This window comes from Sulfurimonas sp., from assembly GCF_041563495.1.
Classification (GTDB): domain Bacteria; phylum Campylobacterota; class Campylobacteria; order Campylobacterales; family Sulfurimonadaceae; genus Sulfurimonas.
Genome location: NZ_JBFFMZ010000002.1, coordinates 40,123 through 62,715, shown reverse-complemented (window position 1 = coordinate 62,715; position 22,593 = coordinate 40,123). Strand labels below are relative to the sequence as shown.

The window sequence follows — 22,593 nt, the reverse complement described above, 5'->3', positions numbered from 1 at the left end:
TTATGAAATTTACAAGATTAAGTTTAGTAGCAATGCTACTGGTAGGTTCAGCTGCATTTGCAATTGAAAATGTAAAAGTTAGCGGTGATGCTAAGTTGTTTTATAGTACACAAGATGACGATAATGCTAATGCAACAGCATCTTTGTTTGACCATACATCATCAACAGGTCAGGCTGCACTTGGTCTAGGTGTTAGTGCTGATTTAACAAAAGGTGTATCGTCAGGTGCACACTTAACAGCGCTTACAACATTAGGTCTGCAAGGGCAACTTGTTGATAATGTTTGGGAAGGTACAAATGGAACTAGTGATTATTTCTTATTTGATGAAGCATGGCTAGCAGGTACATACGGTAAAACTACTGCTAAAGCCGGTCGTATGACACTAGATACTCCAATGGTATTTACAGAATCTTGGTCAATTGCTAAAAATACTTTTGAAGCAGCTGTTGTAATCAATCAAGATATTCCTGATACTACTTTAGTCGGTGCTTATGTCGGTGGAACTAACAGTAATAATATTGTTAACGGTGTTACAGGAGGTAGTAATGAGACTAACTCAAGTGTGACTGGTTTTGGAAATGCAGCCGGTACTATGCAAAGTGTAAATGCAAAAGGTACTACAAACTTCTCACAGTTTTATAAAGGTGCGTTTGCAGCCGGTATTATAAATAACTCCTGGAAGCCCTTAACTGCTCAAGCATGGTATTATGATGCTCCTAGTTATTTAAATAACTATTGGGTACAAGCTGATTTAAATCTTGATGGTATTTTAGCGGGTGTTCAGTACACTGCTACAAACTACACAAAAAGTACAATGCTTCCAATAACTAAGGATTCAAGCAATAACGCATATGCAGTAATGTTAGGTTATGAGAAAAAAGATGTTGTTACTGCTAAAGTTTCTTATTCACAAACTGGTGAAGAAAAAGACAGTGGTTTGAGTCTTGGAGCTGGATATAACTTAGCCGGTTCTCAGTCAAAACTTTATACTGAAGCATGGTGGTACTATGGAAAAATTTCTAAGGCTGACACTAGTGCATTCAATATAACTGTTACTGCTCCTGTTGCAGGATATGATTTAGGTATTTACTATACTCAGGCAACTATCGGTAAAAATGGAGATAATACTGCAACTGAGAAAGATTTTGCTGAAGTAACTTTTGAAGTAGCTAGATCTTTTGGTCCATTAGACGCAGGTCTATATTACATCTATACAAAATCAGATGCTGATAATATTAAAACCGGTAACACTAAAGGTGATGCGTACAATACTGTACAACTTTATTTAACTTATAACTTCTAGGTTCTTCTCTTACCTGGAATCTTCCCTCCTATAATGAACATGCCGATCTTGAATAAGGCATGTTTATGTCCATTATGAGTTCATCTTCTCTTCCCTGTTTTTTGGAAGATGAACCCTCCTTTTAATTTCTTTAGATATAATATTTACCATGTTATTCATATCAAAAAAACTTTTTTATCTACTGTTTATGCTGCTTTTGATTTCAGTTATCTCATTCTTAGCAATTCATGCTGCGCCAAACAGTTTTTTTGCTGCAGGCGAGTTAAACCCGAATATGACCAAAGAAGCGATAGAGCAGCTAAAAGCTGTTTATGGATTGGACAAGTCACTTTTTGGTCAGTATGTTGACTGGGTCAAGAACATAGCTACTCTTAATTTTGGAATCTCTTTTGTAAGCGGACAAGACGTAACTGCAGAAATCCTAAAACGCATTCCTATAACCCTAATTATGAATATTACTGCACTGATTGCAGTTTTTGTCCTTTCTTTATATTTGGGAATAAAAGCAGCTTTGTCGTATGAGAAAAAAAGTGATTATATTATCCGTCAAATATCTCTTGTTTCCTTTTCAATGCCCTCATTTTATTTGGCACTTCTGTTTATAATCTTTTTTTCTCTGAATTTAGACCTTTTTCCAATAGCGGGACTTCATTCTATAGAAGAAAAAACAGGTTTTGCATATTATACAGATATGGCGTGGCATCTTGTGTTACCGGTCGGAGTTATGATATTTGTAGGTCTTGGGAGTATGATTATCTATATACGATCTTTGACTTTAGAGATATTAAAAAGTGATTATTATTATTTTGCACTCTCTCGCGGACTTAGTAAAAAGAAACTGCTCCGTTTTTACATACTTCCAAATCTTCTTCCTCCTATTATCACTCTTTTGGGTTTATCTCTGCCGGGACTGATAGGCGGTAGTGTTATTTTAGAGTCCATTTTTGGTATTGAAGGTATGGGACAACTCTTTTTTATGAGTGCTTTAAGCAGAGATTATCCTATTATTATGGGTACTTTGATGATAACGGCTTTTTTAACGCTTTTAGGGAATATGGTAGCGGATTTAATTCTTTTGAAATTAAATCCGTATATGAAAAGAGGTTAATTAGTAAAATAAACTCTGCCTAGAAATAGGCAAAGCTTTTACGGACTAATTGAATAGAGCTTCCAGTGCATCAACACCATCTTTTTTCTCTTCAATCTCGCCTGTATTTTCATCAGTTGTAGCATCGTTTTCAACAAGCTCAATATTTAATCCTGTAAGCATAGAAGCTAAACGGATATTAATCCCACTTTTACCGATAGCTTTTGATTTTTGATCAGCAGGAAGAGTAATTATAGCTTTTTCAGCTTCGCCATCTTCATTTTTAACTATTTCTACATGAGAGATGATTGCAGGAGACATAACTCTTGAGATAAAAAGTTCAGGAATTGTCGTATACTCGACACAGTCGATATTCTCACCTATCAGTTCTTGACTGACAGCATTAATACGGACACCTTTAACACCTACGGTAGCACCGACGGCGTCTACTTGCGGATGAGTACTAAGAAGTGCTATTTTAGCGCGTTCACCAGGTATTCTCGCACTTTTTTCTATAATAACAGCACCATCTGCAATCTCAGGAACTTCAAGAGCTAAGAGCTCTTCTAAAAATTTAGGACTTGTACGGGAAAGCTCGATTTGTATACCGTTTTCTTTATCCATATTTACGCGGCGAACAACAGCTTTTAAGTGATCGCCTTTTTTAAATACTTCACCTTTAATACGGCTTTTCATCGGTAATACTGCACGAACTTCGTCTACTTCTATATATGTAGCATTATGAGAGTCTACGCTTGTTACGCGACCTGTTACGAGTGTACCTATTTTTGACATATATTTGTTGAAAAGTTCATCTTCAACAAGTCTTTGTACATGGTACTCAATTTCACGATGAAGTTGAGAAGCGGCAGTTCTGCCATACTCTTCCAAGTCATGAGGGATTTGAAGTTGATCATCCAACTCTACTTGATCATCATACTCCCTAGCATCTGTTATAGATATATATGCAGGAGCTACTTCCTCGTCTTGAAGTCTTTCATCATCATCTGCAACAACCGTAATTGTTTGAATTATTTCTATAGTTTTTGTAGTTTGGTCAATATTTGCTTCAAAAGCAAAATTTTTATCAATAACTCTTTTTGCCGTTTGAACAAAAGCAGTCTTTAAAGCCTCTACAACTTTTTCCGGTTGAAGCCCTTTTTCGTGAGCGATAGCATCAACAATATCTAAAATTTTTTCCATTAGTATGTCCTTGTAAAGGTAATCTCATAAAAAACAGTTGCAATAATTGTGGGATTTCTTATGAAGTGGTGAAATTATAGCAAAAATAACTTTAATATGACTTTTAGTAGATTTTGTATATAATGCAAGACTTTTATAATACTAGAATAAGGATAAATTATGGATTTAAAATTTGCTAGAACAGATATTGATGCGAAACCGAAAAAAGTTGATTTAGATAAAATTGAAGCAAGCGTTGAAAAAGAGGGAAGTATGATTTTTTACTTCGATAGAGAAAATTCTCACAAAGATTTACTTGAACTTCAAGATTATTTTGAAGAAAAAGGTAAGAGTTTTTACATGAGTGAAGTCAAATTCGGACTTTCAGACAACGAGTATATGTACCAAGTACACATTATCAGCTAAAGTGAACTAATGAGTAAAAAGTTATTTATTGAGACATTAGGTTGTGCAATGAACTCTCGAGATAGTGAGCATATGATTGCTCAACTAACTGAAAAAGAGGGTTATGAAGCTATTGATGATTTTAGAGATGCTGACCTTATTCTGATAAATACATGTTCAGTAAGAGAAAAGCCGGTATCTAAACTTTTCTCTGAACTTGGAATTTTTAACAAAAAGAAAAAACCTGATGCCAAGATAGGTGTTTGCGGATGTACAGCATCTCACTTAGGCGAAGAAATAATAAAAAGGGCACCTTACGTAAACTTTGTTTTAGGTGCTAGAAACGTATCTAAAATAACAGAAGTCTTACATAAAGACAAAGCAGTTGAAGTAGACATCAATTACGATGAAAGCGAATTTGCTTTTGATGATTTTAGAACATCACCTTATAAAGCTTTCATAAATATCTCTATAGGCTGTGATAAGTCATGTACATACTGCATCGTTCCCAAAACTCGCGGAGATGAGATATCAATACCTACTAATTTAATTATTGATGAATCAAAAAGAGCGGTTGAAAAGGGAGCAAAAGAAATTTTTCTTTTGGGACAAAATGTAAATAACTACGGTCGTCGTTTCTCTGGTAACCACGAAAAAGTGAATTTTTCAGAACTTCTTCGAAGACTCTCTAAAATAGAGGGATTAGAACGAATCCGTTTTACGTCTCCTCATCCTTTTCATATGGATGATGAGTTTATTGAAGAGTTTGCAAACAATCCTAAAATATGTAAATCAATGCACATGCCGTTGCAGAGCGGTTCTACAAAAGTTTTAAAAGGAATGAAGCGAGGTTACTCAAAAGAGTGGTTTTTAAATCGTGTTGAAAAACTTCGAGCAGAGTGTCCTGATGTCAGCATCTCTACTGATATCATTGTAGCTTTTCCTGGTGAGAGTGATGAAGATTTTGAAGATACTTTGGATGTTATGCGTAGAGTCAGATTTAATCAAATCTTCTCTTTTAAATATTCTGCCCGTCCGGAGACTGAAGCTGAGCACTTTACAAACACGGTTGATGAAGAGATAGCATCTGATAGACTTACAACGCTTCAAAGTCTTCATACTGAGATTCTAGATGAGATTAATGCCACATCTTTAGGTAAGACATATAGAGTTTATTTTGAAGATCTTATTCAAGACTATTATGTCAGCGGTAGAACTGATGATAATATAGTTGTAAAAGTAAAAGGTTCAGATGAGCTTTTGGGAGAATTTAGAGATGTTAAAATAACTTCTATAGGAAGAACGATTTTAACAGGGGAAGTAGTTGCGTAAAAAGATTTCCCGTTCTCTTGCTTTATTCTTTATCCCATATATAGCTTCTGTGCTAATAAGACTTATTTACTTAACAAATAAAAAAGAGTTTCACGCTCCAAAGACTATTGATGACGAGCCGACTATCTTTGCCTGCTGGCATGGAGAGCTTTTAATGTTCTCACACTTTTATATGAACTACAGAAAAACACCGCATGCAAATGTTTTAATCTCTTCACACTTTGACGGAGCACTAATATCCAAAACAATAAAATACTTTGGATTAGATACAATATCAGGATCTTCAAACAGAAATGCAGCCAGAGTCCTTATGCAAGGAATAAAAAGTCTAAATACAGGTTATGACATCGGTATTACTCCAGATGGACCAAAAGGACCGCGACATGAAGTTGCAGATGGTATAATGGTTATGGCGCGAAAAACAAAGGCAAAAGTTATTCTTGTAAGAATTATGCCTACAAAGTTTTGGCAGTTTAAGAGTTGGGATAAATTTGTAGTACCAAAACCTTTTGGCACTTTGCATTTTTATGCAACTGAGCCTTTAGATGTTAGTGATATGGCTTTAGAAGACGCTAGAGCATATCTCAAAGAGAGGTTAGATAACTATGAGATCTAGAGTACTGATTCCAAGTGTAGCTTTTGTAATGCTTGTAGCAATGGGCATATATTTTTTAATAAATCCATCTTATGAAAAATCGTTAAAAGCAAAATACTATTATGAAATTGGTGATTATAAAGAGGCTTTGACTCTTGCAAAAGAAGCTTTCAGTCTGGATGTTTACAACCGTATGGCATCAACGGTAATGGCTCAGTCTATTACCTCTTTAAAGTATGTTTCTTATGTAGCAGATGCCAAAAAATATATGTATGAGATTAACTTGATTGCAGGACATGAAACTATTTCAGAAGCTGATAAAGCCAAGATCAGGACAATATGCAACATCATGATTAGTGCTTATATAAAACTCGCACCAAGCGTAGTCACTGACAGTGCTTTGGTTGAAAGTGCAGCAAAATATCACGATGATTTTGAGAAACTTCTTGAAAAAGTCAATAAGTAGCAAAAGAGTAGATTTTTTACAATCTTTAGAAGATTTTAGAGGTTACTCCGACTTGACCATAAAAAGTTATGACGAGGCGATCAAAGAAGCCTTGGAGTATGTCGAGATTTTAGAAGAAGAAAAATCAACTACCATGAATCTTATGCCCTACCGCATAAAAATCTCTCATCTGAATCCAAAGACTATAAGTAAAAAACTTAGTGCGATTAGAACTTTTGTGAAATTTTTAAATGGTAATGGGATGAAGATTTCTCTCAAGGCAGATGAAAGTATCAAGGTACCAAAAACACTTCCAAAACCGATTTCACACAAACATATCCTCCAAGCGCTTGAACATGCAAGTTTTTATGAAAAACTAGTTGTAACAATTCTCTACACTTTAGGTTTAAGGATTTCAGAACTTTCATCTTTAAAACTAAAGGATATATCTGATGAATGGGTCAGAGTTTTGGGGAAAGGAAACAAACACAGAGATGTGCCGCTTCTGCACTCAACTAAAGAGTTGATAGATAAATATATGTCTGATAATTGCCCAAAAATATTTCTTTTTGAGGCAAATGATGAAAGATTAAGCGAAAACAGTCTAAGATATACAGTTAATAAAGTCTTTAAAAGAGTAGGACTAAAAGTCACGCCTCATCAGCTTCGCCACTCATACGCGACAGCGTTACTAAACAGTAATGCTCCAATAGCTGATGTCAGTGAGTTATTAGGGCACTCTACTATGGCAACAACACAAATATATACAAAATTAGGTAGTGCATTGAAACAACAAAACTATAACAAAGCACATCCACTTTGTGGAGATGAGCAGTGTTAAGTAAGATTTTTGAATCTTTATATAATAAAGTATTTGTCAATATTGTTGTTGGGCGTTCACAAACTACAGTCTATGTAGAAGAGTGCAATAAAAAAAGTGTGCTTAACAGCCACTTGGAAAGTTTTGATACTATAAACGTTAATGATAAAATGCGTGAGTATATAGACTCTTTTACCTCAGAATCTCCGTTTCATTATATCTCGATTTTAGATACATCATCTTCTCAGGGAGCTATTCCAACTTGTTCAAGTAGAGAGATGTCGGTTTTTTATAATCTTGAATCATCAAAATATATGTGCTATAAAAATCAATGGGCGTATTACACGTCAAAACCTGATTTGGAAGCTTTACAAAAAAATTATTCAAAAATCGGTGTTGATCTAATATTTTCTCCATTTGTGATTTTGTCAAACTTTTTTAAAGATAAGATAGATACAAATCTGGCTCTTTATATTCTTGTAGAAGATAATTACATAACAGTGTCTGTTTTTGATAACTCTAAGCTTCTTTTTGGTGAGCATATAGATATGGAACACCGTGACGACAATGAAGAACTTATGATGGATGAAAACAGCGAAGATGACATAGACCTGGATTTAGAGAGCAGCATAGATTTAGATGACATAGACGCTATTAGCGATATTGAGGGCTTAGACGATTTTGGAGATATAGAAGACTTAGATGCTATAGATGAAATTGATGAGTTCGCAGAATCAGATGATGAGGAAGAGTTTTCAAATGAAGAAAGTGAACCCGCATCGGTTGACACTGATGGCTTTAACGAAGACTATCAGAGATTTTCGCTTATTCAAAGCTCTATAAATCATTTTTACAAAGATGAAAGATACGAAAGTAAGTTTGTTGAAAATATTTATGTGGCAGACGGTGTAGGTGTAAGTGGAGATTTAAAAAGGTATCTCGAGGAAGAAATGTTTTTAAATGTCTATGTCAGACATGTAGATTTATGTGCTGAAGTTTGTGAGATTGCAAAGGCAGAGCTAAAATGAAATACAGCTATATAAGTCCTAGAAAAAAGAATGTTATTTCATCAGAACTACAACTGCTTTTTAGTTTCTTCGGTATTACGCTATTTATGCTTTTCTTAACTTATTTTTTCCTAGTTTTTAAAGATTACCGATTTGAGCAAAACACTCAGGAGATTATTCAAAAGAGAGCTGAGGTTGAGTCGAATATCGTCAATATGAAGAAACAGATTACTTTTATAGAAAAAGAGGTACTTCTTTGTGAAAGAATAAACACTAAAAATACGGTACTTAAAGATTCAATAGCAAATCTTTTTGATTTGGTACCTCAAAGGATTACACTCTCAGAAGCATCTTTACTGAAAAATGGACTTATACTTCACGGTATTACTCCAAATAAAGATGTCTATAACTTTATGCTTCAGGCGCCTCTGCGTTCTATCTTTAACAGAACATACAGCAGTTTTTATCCTGCTCCAAACGGATGGCTTAAGTTTGTCTCTACGAACTACATAGACGAAGATGAGATGCAAACCGATGCAGTGAAATCAGATAAAGAAGAAGCAGGGTCAAAAGATGAAGATTAATATATCAAGACAGAGCATTTATCTTTTATCCTTATCTATATTTTTACTTATATTTGTTCTTCTTTTTTCATTTTTAGTTTTGATTCCAAAGGGAAAAGAGTATAGGGAACAAAGAAGTGCATTAAATAAAGATAGAATAGAACTTAGAAGATATCAGGATTTTAGTGATTCAACACTGCAAAAATTAAAACAGCTTCAAGCTGATAATGCACATATAATTACAGCATTTGACAATTCATTTTCTACTGAGAGATTCCAAAAGAGGTACAGTTCTCATTTTAAATCATTGCAATTATCTAAAAAACAAGCACTTGCAAATGAAGATGAATTTTCAGTATATGAAGTAAACACAACTTCGTCTATAAACTCACCGCAAAGTTTTTATGAGTTCTTGGATGCAGTAAATAAAGCTGACTGGATAATCGGAATCAACTTCCCGATAAATTTTAAAAGAGATTCTGAGATGATAAACTCATCATTCACCATGAAAGTTTACAACACTCAAAAAATCTCAGCTAAGTAACTCTTTTATCTTTGTAAAAATTTCTTCATTTTTATAGAAAAATGGACGAAGTTTAGGCTCAATCTTTAAAAGCCTGCACTTCTCTTTAAACTCGTGAGACATATTTATGCAAGAATCATCTTTAGAATATGGAGCTATAAAGATAAACTCTTTATTATGAGAGACTATAAATTTTCTGCCGACAACCAGCGCGCCTTCATTTTTTAACAGTTCTCTCTCGTTTGCACTTAACATGTAGAGTTTCGATTTTAAAATCTTATCTATGATAAATATGTTTGCTCTTGGATTTTTAAGGCTTTTAAAATATGTTAAATCCTCGATATGTTCAATTTTCACTTCGGGTATAAGAGTCTGTCTGTCCTCATCTATATAGTCAAAGCTTTTTTTAATCCCGCTTAGATATTTATCTAAAAGCGGGGCAGAGTAGTTATGTCTAAAGGAGTTTCTCTTTATATCTTCGTTTTTGTTCGTTTCGTCTTCAAAGTATTTAATGTTTTCTTTGCCTAGATAGTCGTAGAGTTCTTGTTTGTCCAGATGCAAAAGAGGGCGTACAATAGTGTAAAAATCTCTTTGTTGGACTTTTTGCATCCCTGCAATCTCGGCACATCCTGCACCTTTGCAAAACTGCATCAGCATCCACTCAAACCTGTCTCCAAGATGATGGGCTGTTAAAAGATTCTCGTAGCCGTATTCGGAGATTAGGCTTTCAAAAAAATCATATCTGATTTCTCTTGCTTTTGATTCAAAGTTTTTCTCTATTTTTGGAGCTACAAGTGTGTGGCATTTTAAATCGTATTTAGATGCCAACTCTTTTGCATACTCGACTTCTTTTACACTTTGTACTCTTTGGTTATAGTTGACTATGGCAATATCAAATTTTATGTTTTGTTTTAAAAGCAAAAAGAAAAGGGTAGTAGAATCCGCGCCTCCGGAGAAGGCTAAGAGGTTTTTTTTATTTTTTAGTATCTCTAATGAAGATAATTCAAGCATTGTCTACTGTTGCAGTCAGGATGTTGCCGACAAGATCGGTGACTTTAGCTTTGTATATCTTGCCAAACTCTAAATCTTCATCTTTAGTTCTGTCATTAACATAAATCTCACCGTCAATCTCAGGTGCCCAGATAGTTTTTCTTGCACTTAAAAGGTACTCATGCTCATCACTTTCACCGTCTATAATAAGTTCAATATCTTTTCCTACTTCATTTTGCAGAGATTTTTTTGTACACTCAGATGCAATATCTCCAAGAATCTGTGCACGAGATGCTATGACTTCATCTGAGATTTTATTGTTCATGTCATATGCCGGAGTCGTTTCTTCATCAGAGTATGAAAAAACATTGATTCTGTCAAAACCGAATGAAGATGCAAACTCGCACATCTCTTCAAACATCTCATCTGTTTCGTTCGGATGCCCGACGATAAAGCTTGTTCTAACAAAAGAGTTTGGAAGTGAGCGCATAAAATTTAATAATTCCATAGTCTTCTCTTTACCGAAACCACGTTTCATCATATGAAGCATTTCATCATTTATATGCTGGATAGGCATATCAAAATAATTATGGAAGATCTTACTTTTTGCTATGTTTTTAAGAAGAGAGATAGTCGTAGTTGATGGGTAAAGGTAGAGGATTCTAGCACTTTTTACACCCTCAATAAGCTCGATTCTTTGAATCAGCAGACTTAGTCCGTCTTTGACGTTTTGATCTCTCATGTATGAAGAACTGTCTTGAGATACAAAACTGAAATCATAATAGCCTTTTGCAACCAGACCTTCTACTTCTTTAGCAATTGAATCCAGATTGCGAGAGTTTAGTTTTCCTTTAAAAGATGGAATCGCACAGAAACTACAAGTTTGATTACACCCCTCCGAGAGTTTGATGTATGCATGGTAAGTTGAGCCTGTCACGACTCTTTCGCTTCCATCGATCAAAAAGACTTCTTCGGAAAAACGGCTTTTCTTTTCCTGTAAAAGTTCATCAATATGGTCATAATCTCCAACGCCTGTAAAGATATCAACTTCAGGCATCTGAGTGGCAAGTTCTTCTTTATATCTCTCACTTAAACATCCTGCCATAACTAAGACGGAATCTTCTTTTCTTGCGTCATGAAGACTAAGAACAGTGTTTATAGATTCTTCTTTAGCTGCATCTATAAAACCGCATGTGTTTACAATGATTACATCAGCCTCATCTTGCGCATCTGTAAGGGTGAAGTTTTGCAGTTTTCCCATCATTACTTCCGTATCGACAAGATTTTTTGTACAGCCAAGAGAGACTATGTGAAGTTTGTTGCTCATTATTACTACTTATAATTTTTTTGACATTATACTATAATTGCGTTATGAAAATATATGATGTTTTAATTTTGGGTGCGGGTGCTAGTGGTTTGATGTGCGCATCTCATCTTAGTAAAAAATTTAGTGTCGCCATTATAGATGTAAATGCTAAAGTCGCGCAAAAACTGAAGGTTTCCGGCGGAGGAAAGTGCAACATAACAAATGTAAGTGTCGGCACTGATAATTTTGACGGAGATTCAGAGTTAATATCAAGCGTGATAGATAGATTTTCAAAAGAAGATTTACTAAAATTTTTATCCGATAACTCAATTACTCCGGTTATACGTAAAAATCGGTATTACTTTTGTAAAGATTCTTCTGATGAGATAATAAATGTTTTAAAAAGATTGACTAAGCATCAGGATTTGATTCTAAATAGAGAAATTCTTGAAGTCACAAAAAAAGATGATATTTTTGAGATTAAGACATCAAAAGGTTCTTTGAAAGCAAAAAGAGTTGTAGTCGCAACAGGCGGTAAAAGTTTTAAGACTCTTGGTGCCAGTGATATTGGACTTAGTATTGCGAAAAGTTTCGGCATCGATGCAAAAGAGTTTACACCTGCTCTGGTCGGTCTTACTGTTCAAAAAGATCAGTTTTGGATGAAAGAGTTAAGCGGCCTGAGTTGTTATGTAAATATAAAAGTCGATGACAAAATCTTGGATGAAGACCTGCTTTTTGCGCATAAAGGCATCAGTGGACCTGTTGTCCTATCAGCATCTTTGTATTGGAGAAAAGGGAATATCTCCATAGATTTCCTGCCAAATAAAAAGATATTGGACCTTGTAAAGGGAAGCAAAAAACTGGTGAGTTCTGTGATACCTCTGCCAAAGAGACTCTCTGTCGCAATATTAAAAGCAATAAAGGTAGAAGATATCGAGTGCAAAAAACTAACTAACGAAATTAAAGAAAAACTTTTAGCGATACACAACTATGAATTTGCTCCCGCAGGTAACTTCGGTTTTTCTAAAGCTGAAGTCAGCCGAGGGGGAGTGTGTGCAAAAGAGTTACATATTGACTCTTTGGAAGCGAAAGCTGCAAAAAACCTACACTTTATAGGTGAGGTTGTCGATGTTACGGGAGAACTTGGAGGATACAACTTCCAGTGGGCGTTTAGCAGTGGTGTTGTTTGTGCCAGAGAGATGAATAAATCTCTTTAAAGTCTGCTTTAAAAGCGACAAGGTATAATGGTCTTAAATACAAAGGGGTGTGTAATGATGAAAAAATTAACGAAAGTAATAGTTGCCACTATATTGGCAGCTTCGTCTCTTGCAGCTGAATCAACTTATGATTCAATATACGGTTCTGATACAAACTCATTGATAGGTTTTGAAGCCGGTTACAGCGCTTTTGATTATGAACGTACAACCAGTGGTGTAACGGATCAGAAAAAAACGGTTAACTTTAATCATGGCGGTGTCAAGATAGGTGCTGAGACAAACGATTATAGATTGTTTTTGAGTGCAAGAGCTTTTGACGGCGGTGACTTTGATTATGCCAGAGCGTATGGTGTTGAGCTTCAATATCTTTTAAACATTTCTAAGATGGCTAATGTGTTCTTTGGTGTAAATGCAGGTAAAGTGGATATGAAGCTTGCAGATAAAACAAACTCTAAAACCGTAAAGATAAATGAAGGTTATGTTGGTGGAGATGTCGGCGTTAATATTCATTTAGGTAAAAGAGCGGACTTTGAAGTTGGTGCCAGATTTATGAGTTTAAATTCAAGTGCCACTGACGGATTGGTTAAATATGATTTTGACAATATAGTAACAGGTTATGCGAGTATCATCTTTAAATATCAGATGGATTAATAATTGAGATATACATTATTAATTGTTCTTCTTTTTTTAGACTTGGCACAGGCTGATATGTTAAAGAAAAAAACATTGGCCTGTCCGAGCATTCTTCAGCTACAAAAAGCACCGATGGAAAAAGATGAAGATTCTATGAACCTGAGCATGTATGCCATAGCAAATGACTGTTTTATACTCGACAAAAGAGATAAAGTAGAAGCTATAGGCTATGACCCTACAAACTCAAAAGAGATATATCAAAAAATTCTTTATAAAAAAACGGGTGTGTATCTTTATATACTTAGATCAGCAATTCAAGTCGAACAAGATGGGAAAAAAGGGTCTTTAAGATTTTAAAATAATGGTGCTTGCAACTGGCACCACTTATTAATTCAATACCTTTTTAGTGTTATTTCTTTTTTTCAGGAACTGATTCTACCCATGTTTTAGTAGCTTTGTCCCAAGTATAATCAACAATAATAGGTTTGGCCTCTATCTCGGTATAATCAAGAATGACAGGTTTGATTTTTATCTCATTGGAATCAACAGTAACAGGTTTGGTCTTTATCTTACTTTTTACAGTAGTATGGAGATTTTCTTTGCTTACTTTTTCTTTTTTTTGATTATTAGAAAGTACGTAAGGACCATCATAATATTTCTTTAATGCTTTAATAGTTCCTAGTAGTTGTACATCACTATTCAAGGCTTGCAGAGCTACTACTTCATACTTCCCCATTTTTTTAGATATTATTTTTAGAGAATTCTTTTTTACCAAATTTTTTAGTTTAGTGTCATTTACACAAAGCCATTTTAGCCTCTTAACAGCATTAGTAGCATAAACACTATTTTTATAATTTCCAACAATTATATATTTTTCATATGAGAAAAGCATAGTAGAAAGAAAGATCATCAAAACCATATATTTCATAAGTGATACCTTTATTTGGTCTGTTAAACGATTTTAAATTAAATTCAGTAATTGTAATGTAAGGTGTTTTATATAAAATTAAATAAAGAAATAAAATAAGTTATTCATGGTGCTCACAACTGGACTCGAACCAGTGACTCTTACCTTGTCGAGGTAATACTCTACCAACTGAGTTATGCGAGCGGGTTTTAAGAGATGTAATTCTATCTAAAAATCCTTAAAGTAATTTTTCTGCATTTAGACTCAATATTTATATTTAATTTATGTTTAGTGAGTGTATAATTTCGCTATTAAAAAAAGTACCCAAAAGGTAAGTTATGCATTTAACCGAGTTACAAGAGTTAGGATTAAAAAATATTGGTCAGGTTTACCACAACCTAAGTTATGAGGAATTAATTCAACATGAGCTTAAAAATGGTGAATGTGCTCTGACAAAAAAGGGTGCTACAGCCGTAGATACAGGTATATTTACCGGTCGTAGTCCAAAAGATAAATATTTTGTAGACCGCGATCCTTCAAATAAATATATAGCATGGGGTGATGTAAACAAAAAAGTTAGCCCTGAGATTTTCGAAGAACTTTTAGAGGTAGCAAAAGAACAGCTTTCAAACAAAGACCTATATATAACAGATGTATTCTGCGGTTCATCTCCTGCATCAAAAAGATCAGTACGTTTTGTATCTGAAATAGCTTGGCAGTCACACTTCGTGAAAAATATGTTTATTCGTCCTACAGGTGCTGAACTTGAAGTTTTCAAATCTGATTTTACAGTACTTAATGCTTGTAAAACAGTCAATGAAAAATGGAAAGAACACGGTATGAACTCAGAAGTGTTCGTAATGTTCGATATTGAAAATAATATAGCGATCATCGGCGGTACATGGTACGGCGGAGAGATGAAAAAAGGTATCTTCTCCATGATGAACTACTGGTTACCGCTAGAAGGTAAACTTCCAATGCACTGTTCTGCAAATGTTGGTGAAAACGGTGATACTGCACTTTTCTTTGGACTAAGCGGAACAGGTAAAACAACTTTAAGTACAGATCCTAAACGTGCACTTATCGGTGATGATGAACACGGATGGGATAATCACGGTGTATTCAACTTTGAAGGCGGATGTTACGCCAAAGTTATAAACCTTGATGAAAAAAGCGAACCCGAGATATACGGTGCTATAAGAACCAATGCTCTTTTAGAAAATGTAGTAATGTACGGTGAGGGTGAAGTAAACTATGAAGACGGTTCTAAAACAGAGAACACTCGTGTGTCTTACCCTATAGGTCATATTGAAAATCATAAATGTGACTTGATGGCAGGTCATCCTCAAAATATCATCTTCTTAACTGCAGATGCATTTGGTATATTACCCCCTGTTTCCAAACTTACTAAAGAACAGGCCATGTACTACTTTTTAAGTGGTTATACTGCAAAGGTTGCAGGAACTGAACGTGGTATTACTGAGCCTGTAGCAACTTTCAGTGCGTGTTTCGGTGAAGCATTTTTGCCACTGCATCCAACTGTTTATGCCGACCTTCTTGGTAAAAAAATAGATCAGCACGGTGTAAATGTTTATCTAGTTAACACTGGCTGGACCGGTGGAGGATATGGAGTAGGTAAAAGAATGAGTATCAAAGATACTCGTGCTTGTATCAATTCTATTTTAGACGGAAGCATCAAAAACAGTGAGTTTGATGTTACTAAGACATTCAGACTTCACGTTCCAACAACACTTGATAATATTAAGCCAGAAATCTTAAATCCTCGTAATGCTTGGGAAGATAAAGAACTTTTTGATGTAACAAGAGATAAGTTGGCTGAGATGTTTATAGAAAATTACAAAAAATATCAAGACGGAGAGCATCCCGATTATGCTCCATACGGACCAATCCTAGGAAGCTAAACTTTTAGCTTTCGCGCATCTTGCACCAATCTCCAGCACAGCAGGCTTTTAGCCTAGCTTTGGTTGGAATTTTTATTTTTTCTTTGTGGCTTGTTCCATGTAAACCCACAAAGCCCCTCCAAAAAATACCAAAATAATCGGTGCTATCCAAGGTTTCTCACCTATAATCTCAGCAAGTTTTATCAAAGCACTTCCTGAATAATAACTGCCTAATCCAAATACTAATGCCCATACACCGGCACTGAGTACATTTAAAATAGCAAATTTCTTAAAATCATACTTAGTAAGTCCTATTGCAATCGGTATAAGTGTTTTGATTCCATATACAAACTTTTGAATAAGTATTATCCATGAGCCTTTTCTTTTCATCATAACATGAGCAAGAGCCAATTTACGTCTATGCTTGCGCAGACCTTCCATCATCATGCTTTTTTGATATCGTGCCATATAAAAAAGGAGTACATCACCTAAAGCATTTGCGCTAAAAGCTATAAGTATAGATAGTGAAAGGTCCATTTTACCCATAAATGATAATACGCCCGCACCTATTAGTGCTACAAACCCACCGCCAAGTGAGTAGAGAAAAAGTCCTATGTATCCATAAGTCGCTAAATTACTGAAAGTATCTTCCATTGTTATCCTAAAGTTGTTTTATTTTCATTATCTCATCACGAAGTCTTGCAGCTTCTTCAAAGTTTAACTCTTTTGCTGCCTGTTTCATTTTTAAAGAGAGCTCTTTTGTTAAAGCTTTCTTTTCCGATGCCGGCATCTTATCCATTTTTTTGTGCTTTTGGTAAATATCGCCATAATCTTCTACTTTTAAATTTGCGTCGAGTTTGCGAATAGTCGTTGTTGGGGTTATCCCATGCTTTTTATTATGAGCTTCTTGTATTTCTCTTCTTTGTGTTGTCGTGTCAATCGCTTTTTGCATTGATTTTGTTATTTTATTTGCATAAAGTATAACTCTTCCGTTTTCATTTCTGGCTCCACGACCAATGGTTTGAATAAGTGCAGTCTCACTTCTTAAAAAACCTTCCTTATCGGCATCTAAGATTGCAACAAGGGAAACTTCCGGAAGGTCTAGTCCTTCACGAAGAAGGTTGATACCGATGAGAACGTCAAACTCACCGAGTCTGAGTGCACGGATAATCTGATTTCTCTCTATGGTGTCTATGTCTGAGTGCATATACTGAACTTTTATGCCCAAGTCTGCTAAATATTTTGTGAGTGCTTCGGCCATTTTTTTTGTCAGTACTGTTATCAATACTCTTTCATTCTTGGCAGTGATTTTTTTAATCTCATCATGAATATCTTCAACCTGATTATCAGACGGTTTTATCTCAAGTATCGGGTCAAGTAGACCGGTAGGGCGGATAATCTGCTCTGCTTTAACACTTGACATCTCTAACTCGTACTCAGATGGTGTAGCTGATACAAAAAGATAGTGAGGTGCTTTGTTGATGTATTCATCTGCTTTTAGAGGTCTGTTGTCAAGAGCGCTTGGAAGTCTGAAGCCGTATTCGACCAAAACCTCTTTTCTGGCTCTGTCTCCTGCGTACATACCGCGGTATTGAGGGAGTGAAACATGAGACTCGTCTACTATAACCAGATAGTCTTTATGGTTCACGGCAAAGTAGTCAAGCAGAGTAAAAGGAGCCTCGCCTGGTTTTTTGTTAGTAAGGAGTCTTGAATAGTTCTCTACCCCTTTACACATGCCCGTAGTCTGTAGCATCTCTAAGTCAAACTCAACTCTTTGTTTTAGTCTTTGGTACTCTAGAAGTTTTCCTTCCTTTTGAAAAAATGCAAGCCTCTCATCAAGCTCTTCTTCGATGCGCTTAATAGCAACTGCCATTTTTTCTTGACTCACACTAAACTGTGATGTTGCATAAATAGTAAACTTTTTATGCTCTTCTAGTTTTTTGTTGTCAATAATATCAAAAGTATAGATAGCTTCAATCTCATCTCCGAAAAATTCTATACGAATGGCTTCTTGTTCAAAGTATGGTGCGTAAATGTCAAGACTCTCACCGTTTACACGAATGTGTCCGCTGTCAAAGTATGTGTCGTTTCTGCTGTAGCCCATCTCAACAAGACGCAGAAGAAGTTTTTTCTGAGGAATCTCATCTCCGACTTCGAGTGCTTGAACCATACTCATGTATTCTTCTGGATCACCAAGACCATAATTCGCCGACACGGATGCTATGACAATAACATCATCATAACTTAAAAGATTTGCAGTTGATGATAGTCTCATACGTTCTAGTTCATCGTTGATGGCACTGTCTTTTTCTATGAAAAGATCTTGGCGAGGTATGTAGGCTTCAGGCTGATAGTAGTCATAGTAGGACACAAAATACTCAACATGATTATTTGGAAAGAACTCTCTAAACTCGCTGTAAAGCTGTGCAGCCAAAGTCTTGTTGTGAGTCATGATGATAGTCGGCATCTTGACGTTCTCAATGACTCTAGCCATTGTGTGTGTCTTACCGCTGCCTGTGACGCCTTCTAGGGTCTGATAACGGTTGCCTTTTAGTATGGACTCGCTTAATGCTTTGATGGCAGTCGGCTGATCGCCTGCAGGTTGATAAGGAGATACTACGTTAAAATTTGCTTCTTTTTTCATATATGAAATTATAGCTGATTTGATGTTATCAATTTATATATTATTCTTTATGCAGATTAGACTTTTTTGCGCCATTTGTAGACTAATAAAGTTGTTATGACAAATAATGAAAACATAAGAGACATAGCATAATACGTCCCTACACTGCCGCTTGTAAAAGGCAAACCGCTCGTATTCATACCGAAAAAACCTACCAGGAGGTTAAGCGGTAGGAATATAGCCGAGATTATCGTCAAAATATAAATCATACGGTTCATCTTGTCATTAGATTTTGCATTATAAAAACTATACAGATAGTCAAGCTTAGAAAGTTGGTGAGTTGCAGAACGCATAGTTCTGTCGATGTGTTCATGAATATCTACGTAGTTGTTAATCGGAAATCCCTCTACTTTTGTATAATAATCAATCAGTTCATTTAATGTATTTGCAATTCTTAATAACATACGTTCGATACGTAATATATCGAGTTTAAGTTCAAGCCAATGTGTAATAAAATGTTCATCCATATTATCTTTATAGAGCTTCTCTTCCATATCTGATACTGCATCTTGATATTTTATAAACGATTTCAACATTTTGTCTGTAAGCTTGTCAATAAAATGATAAGGACCTTCAAAACGACCGGTAAGCTCTTCAAATTTTTTTTCGTTTTTATTGTAGTAGTAACTACTTTGTTGTGTTATTATAAAACCTATTGATTTAGCGTTTAACTCGTTAGAAATTACTGGAATACGGATAATGAGCATATCATATCCTTCATTCTCATCAAAAAATGAGGGATGCATCTCATTTTGCAAATCCTCTAAATGAAGATCGTCAATTAACTTTTCAATGTTTTGCATATTATCCTCCTTTTTTATACATTATCTTGTGGATGCTTTATAGATACATCAAGTTGAGGGAAAGGAATCTTGATGTTATGCTCTCTGAGTGCATTGTATATCAAGATTAAAAAATCTGATTTTGTAGACATGTTTTTTTGTCTCATGTCCCATTCAACCCATACGATCAGCTCAAAATCTACGCTGCTGTTATTCATCATGGTCATTCTGATGTCGGGTTTTCTTTCATCATTGTTGCGAACGTAAAAAAGAGTGCTTTTTTTAAGTGCTCCTAATACGGCTTCTTTAACATCTTCAACTTCTGTGTCATAAGCTACAGAAAATGGGATATGAAGTCTTCTGACTCTGTCTTCCAGAGTCCAGTTGATTACATTGTTTTGAATGAAAGATGAGTTGGGAATTATTATATCGATATTGTCAAATGTCTTAATAGTAGTTGAACGTATACGCATATCCGTTACCGTACCGTGAAGCAGGTCGTTTATCTCAATTGTATCACCGATTCTGATAGTGCGTTCAAACATTAAAATAACACCTGCTATAAGGTTTGAGACCACTGTTTGAAGACCGAAACCTATACCGATAGAAAGAGCTCCTGCTATAAGAGAGATTGAAGTCATATCAATCCCAAGACTGCTTATGGCTATGATGAAGAAAATAAAGACTACAAGGTAATAGCCAATGTTGGAAGCCAAACGGATAGACATCATACTTAGTCTTGACCATCGTTTAGAGATTCTGGCTATCCAACGTTTATAGACTGAGCCCAGTATAAAACCTAAGATTATTAATACAAGTGCCTTAAACAAGCTCCACAAGCTGATAGCACGTTCATTAAATATAAACAAAGAGGATGTTAAAAATTCTTTAAATGATAAAAAGGCTTCCTTGCTCTCTTGGAGTGTAGATATGAGGAATAATTTTGTAGACCCAAATTCAATTTTAGAAATTGCTTTTAAAATATTTATCTGTTCCAGATATATTTCTTTTTCTTTTGTCGTCGTTATATTATCAATAAGTGATTCAATCTTGCTTGTTGTATTATAAAAATCTACATTTTCTTTTTTCTTTAACATACAAAGAGAGTGTTGTATTTGAACCTCTATTTTTTGTGTAAGTATCTTTTGATATTTTGCATGTGCAATCTCAATCTTTTTAGCAATAGTCTCTATTTTCGTATTATCTTCTATCAGTGCTTTTTCATGTTGGAGTTGTTGAGATATTTTTTCTTTTAATGCTTCTTCCATCTCTCTGTCATATGAAGCCAGCTTTTTAGTAAAAGTCTCTTTTGTAAAACACTTCAGTGATGATAGAGCATTTACTAATGATTTTATGATTTCATTCTTGTGTGTTTTAAGAAGAAGAGATTTTGCTTCTATATTTCTTTGTTGCAGCTTATAGTAGGCAAACTGCAGTTGGTAAGAGAGCACCATTGGTTTTTCATTTTCTGTGATTCGCTCTAAGGCTTGCTTTAAAAAGAGTAATTTTGATTGTATGTCATTTACAATTTTAGAGTTTTGTATAAGTTTATACTCAACATTCGCCGCACTATGAACAGCATCATGGTAATCATTAATACTTACAACGATATTTTGAAGTGCGCTTAAATCATATTTATCTATTTGAACTTTTTGTGATGCGGCATCTTGCAGTCTGGCTAAGTGTATTAATTCGTTTTTAATCGACTCTTCACTGCGGACTCCCTTGTTCGCGTCAATAGCGATTTTCTTTTTTACTTCGTCATAGTAAACATCTTTATTTGCATCTTCAAATAATTTAGTGTCTATTGTTGCAGAGAATAGAGTAATGTTTAGTATAAGTAGTATAAAAAATAATCTCACCTGCTATCCTTTATATGATATATATAACTATAGCATAAGATAGCAAGAGTTGTTTAGACTACTCGCTAAGTTGTTTATGTAGAGAGTTTAAATCGCCTAGAATATTAATACTCGCAATTTTTCCATTTTTAATCTGAAAAAAAGAAGCACCCGAATAACATATGCGCTTGCCGGTAGGAGCATAGTCAAACAGTTGTCCCTCATGGGTTCCTGTGTATGTGACATAGGTTGCAACGGTGTTGTTTTCATAAACCGACATCTCCACGGCATGGTAGAGGTTCGGAAATGCGTTTGCAAGCATGTGAGCGTACTCTTTAAAACCTTCAATGCCGTTAGCCGTTATGTCAAGTGAACCGCGGAAACGAATATCTTCATCGCATATAGAATTTGCTTTTTCAAAGTCTTTTTCGTTCCACATCTGATAATAAGCACTTATCAATTCTTTATTTGTCATACCTTGTCTCTCTAGTCTGAATATTGTTGTTTATGTGGAAATTTTTCTATTGAGCTATACTCATCATCTTCCCAGCTGTCGTATTCATCATACGCATCATAATCAATAGTGAAAATTTTTGGATAACCTCTTTTAAGAAGCTCTTCATCAATCGCTGCACTATTCATAACTTTACCTTCGTAAAGCTTAACGATATCGGCAATGTCTGCCGCATCAACGCCACTAAGTTCCATTTCAAACACTACATCAGAAACGTTCATTGTGTCCTCGATAAAATAATTATGTTTTACATAAAATAATTGTTTGAATAAGATATCAAACACAGCCAAAAAACCTGAAATATTAAGTAATATTTCTTGTGACTCAATACTTTTGTTTATAAAGTATATTTATTAATTTGAGTTCAAAATTATACTACTTTTTTAAAAAAAAGTAACATTAAAATTGCAGCTAAATGACATTGTTTTTTTAAGAAAAATTTTAGCTAAAAATGGTGGATTTGGGAGTATAATTTCTACGCGTAATAGAAAGTTTAATTTGTTTGTACATCAATACAGCTTGGCGGTTTGTATCGATGTACACCTGTAAAACACAA

General features: G+C 34.9%; 24 protein-coding genes and 1 tRNA gene. 14 read left to right on the top strand and 11 right to left on the bottom strand.

Going from position 1 to position 22,593, the window contains the following annotated elements:
• The first annotated feature begins 2 nt into the window (after window positions 1–2).
• Complete coding sequence (locus tag ABYK18_RS02290; RefSeq protein WP_373034985.1) at window positions 3–1,304, top strand: porin; 1,302 nt, start codon at window positions 3–5, stop codon at window positions 1,302–1,304.
• Window positions 1,305–1,452: 148 nt separating this feature from the next.
• Window positions 1,453–2,412, top strand: a complete 960-nt coding sequence (locus ABYK18_RS02285; RefSeq protein ID WP_373034984.1) for an ABC transporter permease — start codon at window positions 1,453–1,455, stop codon at window positions 2,410–2,412.
• A 45-nt stretch (window positions 2,413–2,457) separates the two neighbouring features.
• Here ABYK18_RS02285 and nusA read toward each other — a convergent pair whose 3' ends face one another.
• Complete coding sequence (gene nusA, locus ABYK18_RS02280) at window positions 2,458–3,594, bottom strand: transcription termination factor NusA (protein ID WP_373034983.1); 1,137 nt, start codon at window positions 3,592–3,594, stop codon at window positions 2,458–2,460.
• 159 nt (window positions 3,595–3,753) lie between these two features.
• Here nusA and ABYK18_RS02275 point away from each other — a divergent pair, with 159 nt between their 5' ends.
• Genes ABYK18_RS02275 through ABYK18_RS02240 form a run of 8 tightly spaced genes read left to right on the top strand, consistent with a single transcriptional unit; the run spans window position 3,754 to window position 9,284 of the window.
• Window positions 3,754–3,999, top strand: a complete 246-nt coding sequence (locus ABYK18_RS02275; protein WP_373034982.1) for an HP0268 family nuclease — start codon at window positions 3,754–3,756, stop codon at window positions 3,997–3,999.
• Between the two features lie 9 nt (window positions 4,000–4,008).
• Entirely contained in the window at window positions 4,009–5,310 is a 1,302-nt protein-coding gene (gene miaB, locus ABYK18_RS02270; protein ID WP_373034981.1) for a tRNA (N6-isopentenyl adenosine(37)-C2)-methylthiotransferase MiaB, read from the top strand.
• Window positions 5,303–5,926: a lysophospholipid acyltransferase family protein gene (locus ABYK18_RS02265; RefSeq protein ID WP_373034979.1), complete on the top strand. Its 624-nt coding sequence runs from the start codon at window positions 5,303–5,305 to the stop codon at window positions 5,924–5,926. The genes miaB and ABYK18_RS02265 overlap by 8 nt, the downstream gene beginning before the upstream one ends.
• Window positions 5,916–6,371 (top strand): hypothetical protein, encoded by a 456-nt coding sequence (locus ABYK18_RS02260; protein ID WP_373034978.1) that lies wholly within the window; start codon window positions 5,916–5,918, stop codon window positions 6,369–6,371. The genes ABYK18_RS02265 and ABYK18_RS02260 overlap by 11 nt, the downstream gene beginning before the upstream one ends.
• Window positions 6,352–7,191: a tyrosine-type recombinase/integrase gene (locus ABYK18_RS02255; protein WP_373034977.1), complete on the top strand. Its 840-nt coding sequence runs from the start codon at window positions 6,352–6,354 to the stop codon at window positions 7,189–7,191. Before ABYK18_RS02260 ends, ABYK18_RS02255 begins: the two co-directional genes overlap by 20 nt.
• Window positions 7,185–8,198, top strand: coding sequence for a hypothetical protein (locus ABYK18_RS02250; RefSeq protein WP_373034976.1), 1,014 nt, complete (start codon window positions 7,185–7,187; stop codon window positions 8,196–8,198). The genes ABYK18_RS02255 and ABYK18_RS02250 overlap by 7 nt, the downstream gene beginning before the upstream one ends.
• On the top strand, window positions 8,195–8,761 hold the full coding sequence (locus ABYK18_RS02245; RefSeq protein ID WP_373034975.1) for a hypothetical protein: 567 nt from the start codon (window positions 8,195–8,197) through the stop codon (window positions 8,759–8,761). The genes ABYK18_RS02250 and ABYK18_RS02245 overlap by 4 nt, the downstream gene beginning before the upstream one ends.
• Window positions 8,751–9,284, top strand: a complete 534-nt coding sequence (locus ABYK18_RS02240; protein WP_373034974.1) for a hypothetical protein — start codon at window positions 8,751–8,753, stop codon at window positions 9,282–9,284. Before ABYK18_RS02245 ends, ABYK18_RS02240 begins: the two co-directional genes overlap by 11 nt.
• On the opposite strand, the gene tilS is transcribed toward ABYK18_RS02240, so the two are convergent.
• Together tilS and rimO are read right to left on the bottom strand one after the other, a co-directional pair.
• Window positions 9,273–10,274 carry a tRNA lysidine(34) synthetase TilS gene (gene tilS, locus ABYK18_RS02235; protein ID WP_373034973.1) on the bottom strand — a complete coding sequence of 334 codons (1,002 nt, stop codon included), beginning with the start codon at window positions 10,272–10,274 and terminating at the stop codon, window positions 9,273–9,275. The two genes, ABYK18_RS02240 and tilS, sit on opposite strands and share 12 nt — an antisense overlap.
• On the bottom strand, window positions 10,267–11,580 hold the full coding sequence (gene rimO / locus ABYK18_RS02230) for a 30S ribosomal protein S12 methylthiotransferase RimO (protein ID WP_373034972.1): 1,314 nt from the start codon (window positions 11,578–11,580) through the stop codon (window positions 10,267–10,269). The genes tilS and rimO overlap by 8 nt, the downstream gene beginning before the upstream one ends.
• A gap of 44 nt (window positions 11,581–11,624) precedes the next feature.
• On the opposite strand from rimO, the gene ABYK18_RS02225 reads away from it, so the two are divergent.
• The 3 genes from ABYK18_RS02225 to ABYK18_RS02215 are packed head-to-tail and all read left to right on the top strand — an operon-like array spanning window position 11,625 to window position 13,766.
• On the top strand, window positions 11,625–12,776 hold the full coding sequence (locus ABYK18_RS02225; protein WP_373034971.1) for an NAD(P)/FAD-dependent oxidoreductase: 1,152 nt from the start codon (window positions 11,625–11,627) through the stop codon (window positions 12,774–12,776).
• A gap of 54 nt (window positions 12,777–12,830) precedes the next feature.
• On the top strand, window positions 12,831–13,427 hold the full coding sequence (locus tag ABYK18_RS02220) for a hypothetical protein (protein WP_373034970.1): 597 nt from the start codon (window positions 12,831–12,833) through the stop codon (window positions 13,425–13,427).
• 3 nt (window positions 13,428–13,430) lie between these two features.
• Window positions 13,431–13,766 carry a hypothetical protein gene (locus ABYK18_RS02215; RefSeq protein WP_373034968.1) on the top strand — a complete coding sequence of 112 codons (336 nt, stop codon included), beginning with the start codon at window positions 13,431–13,433 and terminating at the stop codon, window positions 13,764–13,766.
• Between the two features lie 52 nt (window positions 13,767–13,818).
• Here the strand turns inward: ABYK18_RS02215 and ABYK18_RS02210 are convergent, their stop codons facing one another.
• Together ABYK18_RS02210 and ABYK18_RS02205 are read right to left on the bottom strand one after the other, a co-directional pair.
• Window positions 13,819–14,337: a hypothetical protein gene (locus tag ABYK18_RS02210; RefSeq protein ID WP_373034967.1), complete on the bottom strand. Its 519-nt coding sequence runs from the start codon at window positions 14,335–14,337 to the stop codon at window positions 13,819–13,821.
• 107 nt (window positions 14,338–14,444) lie between these two features.
• A tRNA-Val gene (locus tag ABYK18_RS02205) sits at window positions 14,445–14,520 on the bottom strand.
• A gap of 134 nt (window positions 14,521–14,654) precedes the next feature.
• On the opposite strand from ABYK18_RS02205, the gene pckA reads away from it, so the two are divergent.
• Window positions 14,655–16,238: a phosphoenolpyruvate carboxykinase (ATP) gene (gene pckA / locus ABYK18_RS02200; protein ID WP_373034966.1), complete on the top strand. Its 1,584-nt coding sequence runs from the start codon at window positions 14,655–14,657 to the stop codon at window positions 16,236–16,238.
• A 72-nt stretch (window positions 16,239–16,310) separates the two neighbouring features.
• Here the strand turns inward: pckA and ABYK18_RS02195 are convergent, their stop codons facing one another.
• Genes ABYK18_RS02195 through ABYK18_RS02170 form a run of 6 tightly spaced genes read right to left on the bottom strand, consistent with a single transcriptional unit; the run spans window position 16,311 to window position 22,258 of the window.
• Window positions 16,311–16,871, bottom strand: coding sequence for a DedA family protein (locus tag ABYK18_RS02195; protein ID WP_373034965.1), 561 nt, complete (start codon window positions 16,869–16,871; stop codon window positions 16,311–16,313).
• Between the two features lie 7 nt (window positions 16,872–16,878).
• Window positions 16,879–18,861 (bottom strand): excinuclease ABC subunit UvrB, encoded by a 1,983-nt coding sequence (gene uvrB / locus ABYK18_RS02190; protein ID WP_373034964.1) that lies wholly within the window; start codon window positions 18,859–18,861, stop codon window positions 16,879–16,881.
• A 56-nt stretch (window positions 18,862–18,917) separates the two neighbouring features.
• Window positions 18,918–19,703 carry a magnesium transporter CorA family protein gene (locus tag ABYK18_RS02185; RefSeq protein WP_373034963.1) on the bottom strand — a complete coding sequence of 262 codons (786 nt, stop codon included), beginning with the start codon at window positions 19,701–19,703 and terminating at the stop codon, window positions 18,918–18,920.
• A 14-nt stretch (window positions 19,704–19,717) separates the two neighbouring features.
• Window positions 19,718–21,544 carry a mechanosensitive ion channel family protein gene (locus ABYK18_RS02180; RefSeq protein ID WP_373034962.1) on the bottom strand — a complete coding sequence of 609 codons (1,827 nt, stop codon included), beginning with the start codon at window positions 21,542–21,544 and terminating at the stop codon, window positions 19,718–19,720.
• Window positions 21,545–21,602: 58 nt separating this feature from the next.
• The gene (locus tag ABYK18_RS02175; RefSeq protein WP_373034961.1) at window positions 21,603–21,998 is read right to left on the bottom strand and encodes an ester cyclase; all 396 of its coding nucleotides are present in this window, start codon (window positions 21,996–21,998) and stop codon (window positions 21,603–21,605) included.
• Window positions 21,999–22,009: 11 nt separating this feature from the next.
• Window positions 22,010–22,258: a hypothetical protein gene (locus ABYK18_RS02170; RefSeq protein ID WP_373034959.1), complete on the bottom strand. Its 249-nt coding sequence runs from the start codon at window positions 22,256–22,258 to the stop codon at window positions 22,010–22,012.
• Window positions 22,259–22,593 lie beyond the last annotated feature (335 nt).

What these genes read in the sequence shown, in the direction of transcription:
- ABYK18_RS02245 (WP_373034975.1), top strand. Translation starts at nt 8,195, where the DNA reads ATGAAATACAGCTATATAAGTCCTAGAAAAAAGAATGTTATTTCATCA.
- ABYK18_RS02210 (WP_373034967.1), bottom strand. Translation starts at nt 14,337, where the DNA reads ATGAAATATATGGTTTTGATGATCTTTCTTTCTACTATGCTTTTCTCA.
- nusA (WP_373034983.1), bottom strand. Translation starts at nt 3,594, where the DNA reads ATGGAAAAAATTTTAGATATTGTTGATGCTATCGCTCACGAAAAAGGG.
- ABYK18_RS02185 (WP_373034963.1), bottom strand. Translation starts at nt 19,703, where the DNA reads ATGCAAAACATTGAAAAGTTAATTGACGATCTTCATTTAGAGGATTTG.
- pckA (WP_373034966.1), top strand. Translation starts at nt 14,655, where the DNA reads ATGCATTTAACCGAGTTACAAGAGTTAGGATTAAAAAATATTGGTCAG.
- ABYK18_RS02220 (WP_373034970.1), top strand. Translation starts at nt 12,831, where the DNA reads ATGATGAAAAAATTAACGAAAGTAATAGTTGCCACTATATTGGCAGCT.
- tilS (WP_373034973.1), bottom strand. Translation starts at nt 10,274, where the DNA reads ATGCTTGAATTATCTTCATTAGAGATACTAAAAAATAAAAAAAACCTC.
- miaB (WP_373034981.1), top strand. Translation starts at nt 4,009, where the DNA reads ATGAGTAAAAAGTTATTTATTGAGACATTAGGTTGTGCAATGAACTCT.
- ABYK18_RS02170 (WP_373034959.1), bottom strand. Translation starts at nt 22,258, where the DNA reads ATGAACGTTTCTGATGTAGTGTTTGAAATGGAACTTAGTGGCGTTGAT.
- ABYK18_RS02225 (WP_373034971.1), top strand. Translation starts at nt 11,625, where the DNA reads ATGAAAATATATGATGTTTTAATTTTGGGTGCGGGTGCTAGTGGTTTG.
- ABYK18_RS02285 (WP_373034984.1), top strand. Translation starts at nt 1,453, where the DNA reads ATGTTATTCATATCAAAAAAACTTTTTTATCTACTGTTTATGCTGCTT.
- ABYK18_RS02260 (WP_373034978.1), top strand. Translation starts at nt 5,916, where the DNA reads ATGAGATCTAGAGTACTGATTCCAAGTGTAGCTTTTGTAATGCTTGTA.
- ABYK18_RS02240 (WP_373034974.1), top strand. Translation starts at nt 8,751, where the DNA reads ATGAAGATTAATATATCAAGACAGAGCATTTATCTTTTATCCTTATCT.
- uvrB (WP_373034964.1), bottom strand. Translation starts at nt 18,861, where the DNA reads ATGAAAAAAGAAGCAAATTTTAACGTAGTATCTCCTTATCAACCTGCA.
- rimO (WP_373034972.1), bottom strand. Translation starts at nt 11,580, where the DNA reads ATGAGCAACAAACTTCACATAGTCTCTCTTGGCTGTACAAAAAATCTT.
- ABYK18_RS02175 (WP_373034961.1), bottom strand. Translation starts at nt 21,998, where the DNA reads ATGACAAATAAAGAATTGATAAGTGCTTATTATCAGATGTGGAACGAA.
- ABYK18_RS02275 (WP_373034982.1), top strand. Translation starts at nt 3,754, where the DNA reads ATGGATTTAAAATTTGCTAGAACAGATATTGATGCGAAACCGAAAAAA.
- ABYK18_RS02290 (WP_373034985.1), top strand. Translation starts at nt 3, where the DNA reads ATGAAATTTACAAGATTAAGTTTAGTAGCAATGCTACTGGTAGGTTCA.
- ABYK18_RS02195 (WP_373034965.1), bottom strand. Translation starts at nt 16,871, where the DNA reads ATGGAAGATACTTTCAGTAATTTAGCGACTTATGGATACATAGGACTT.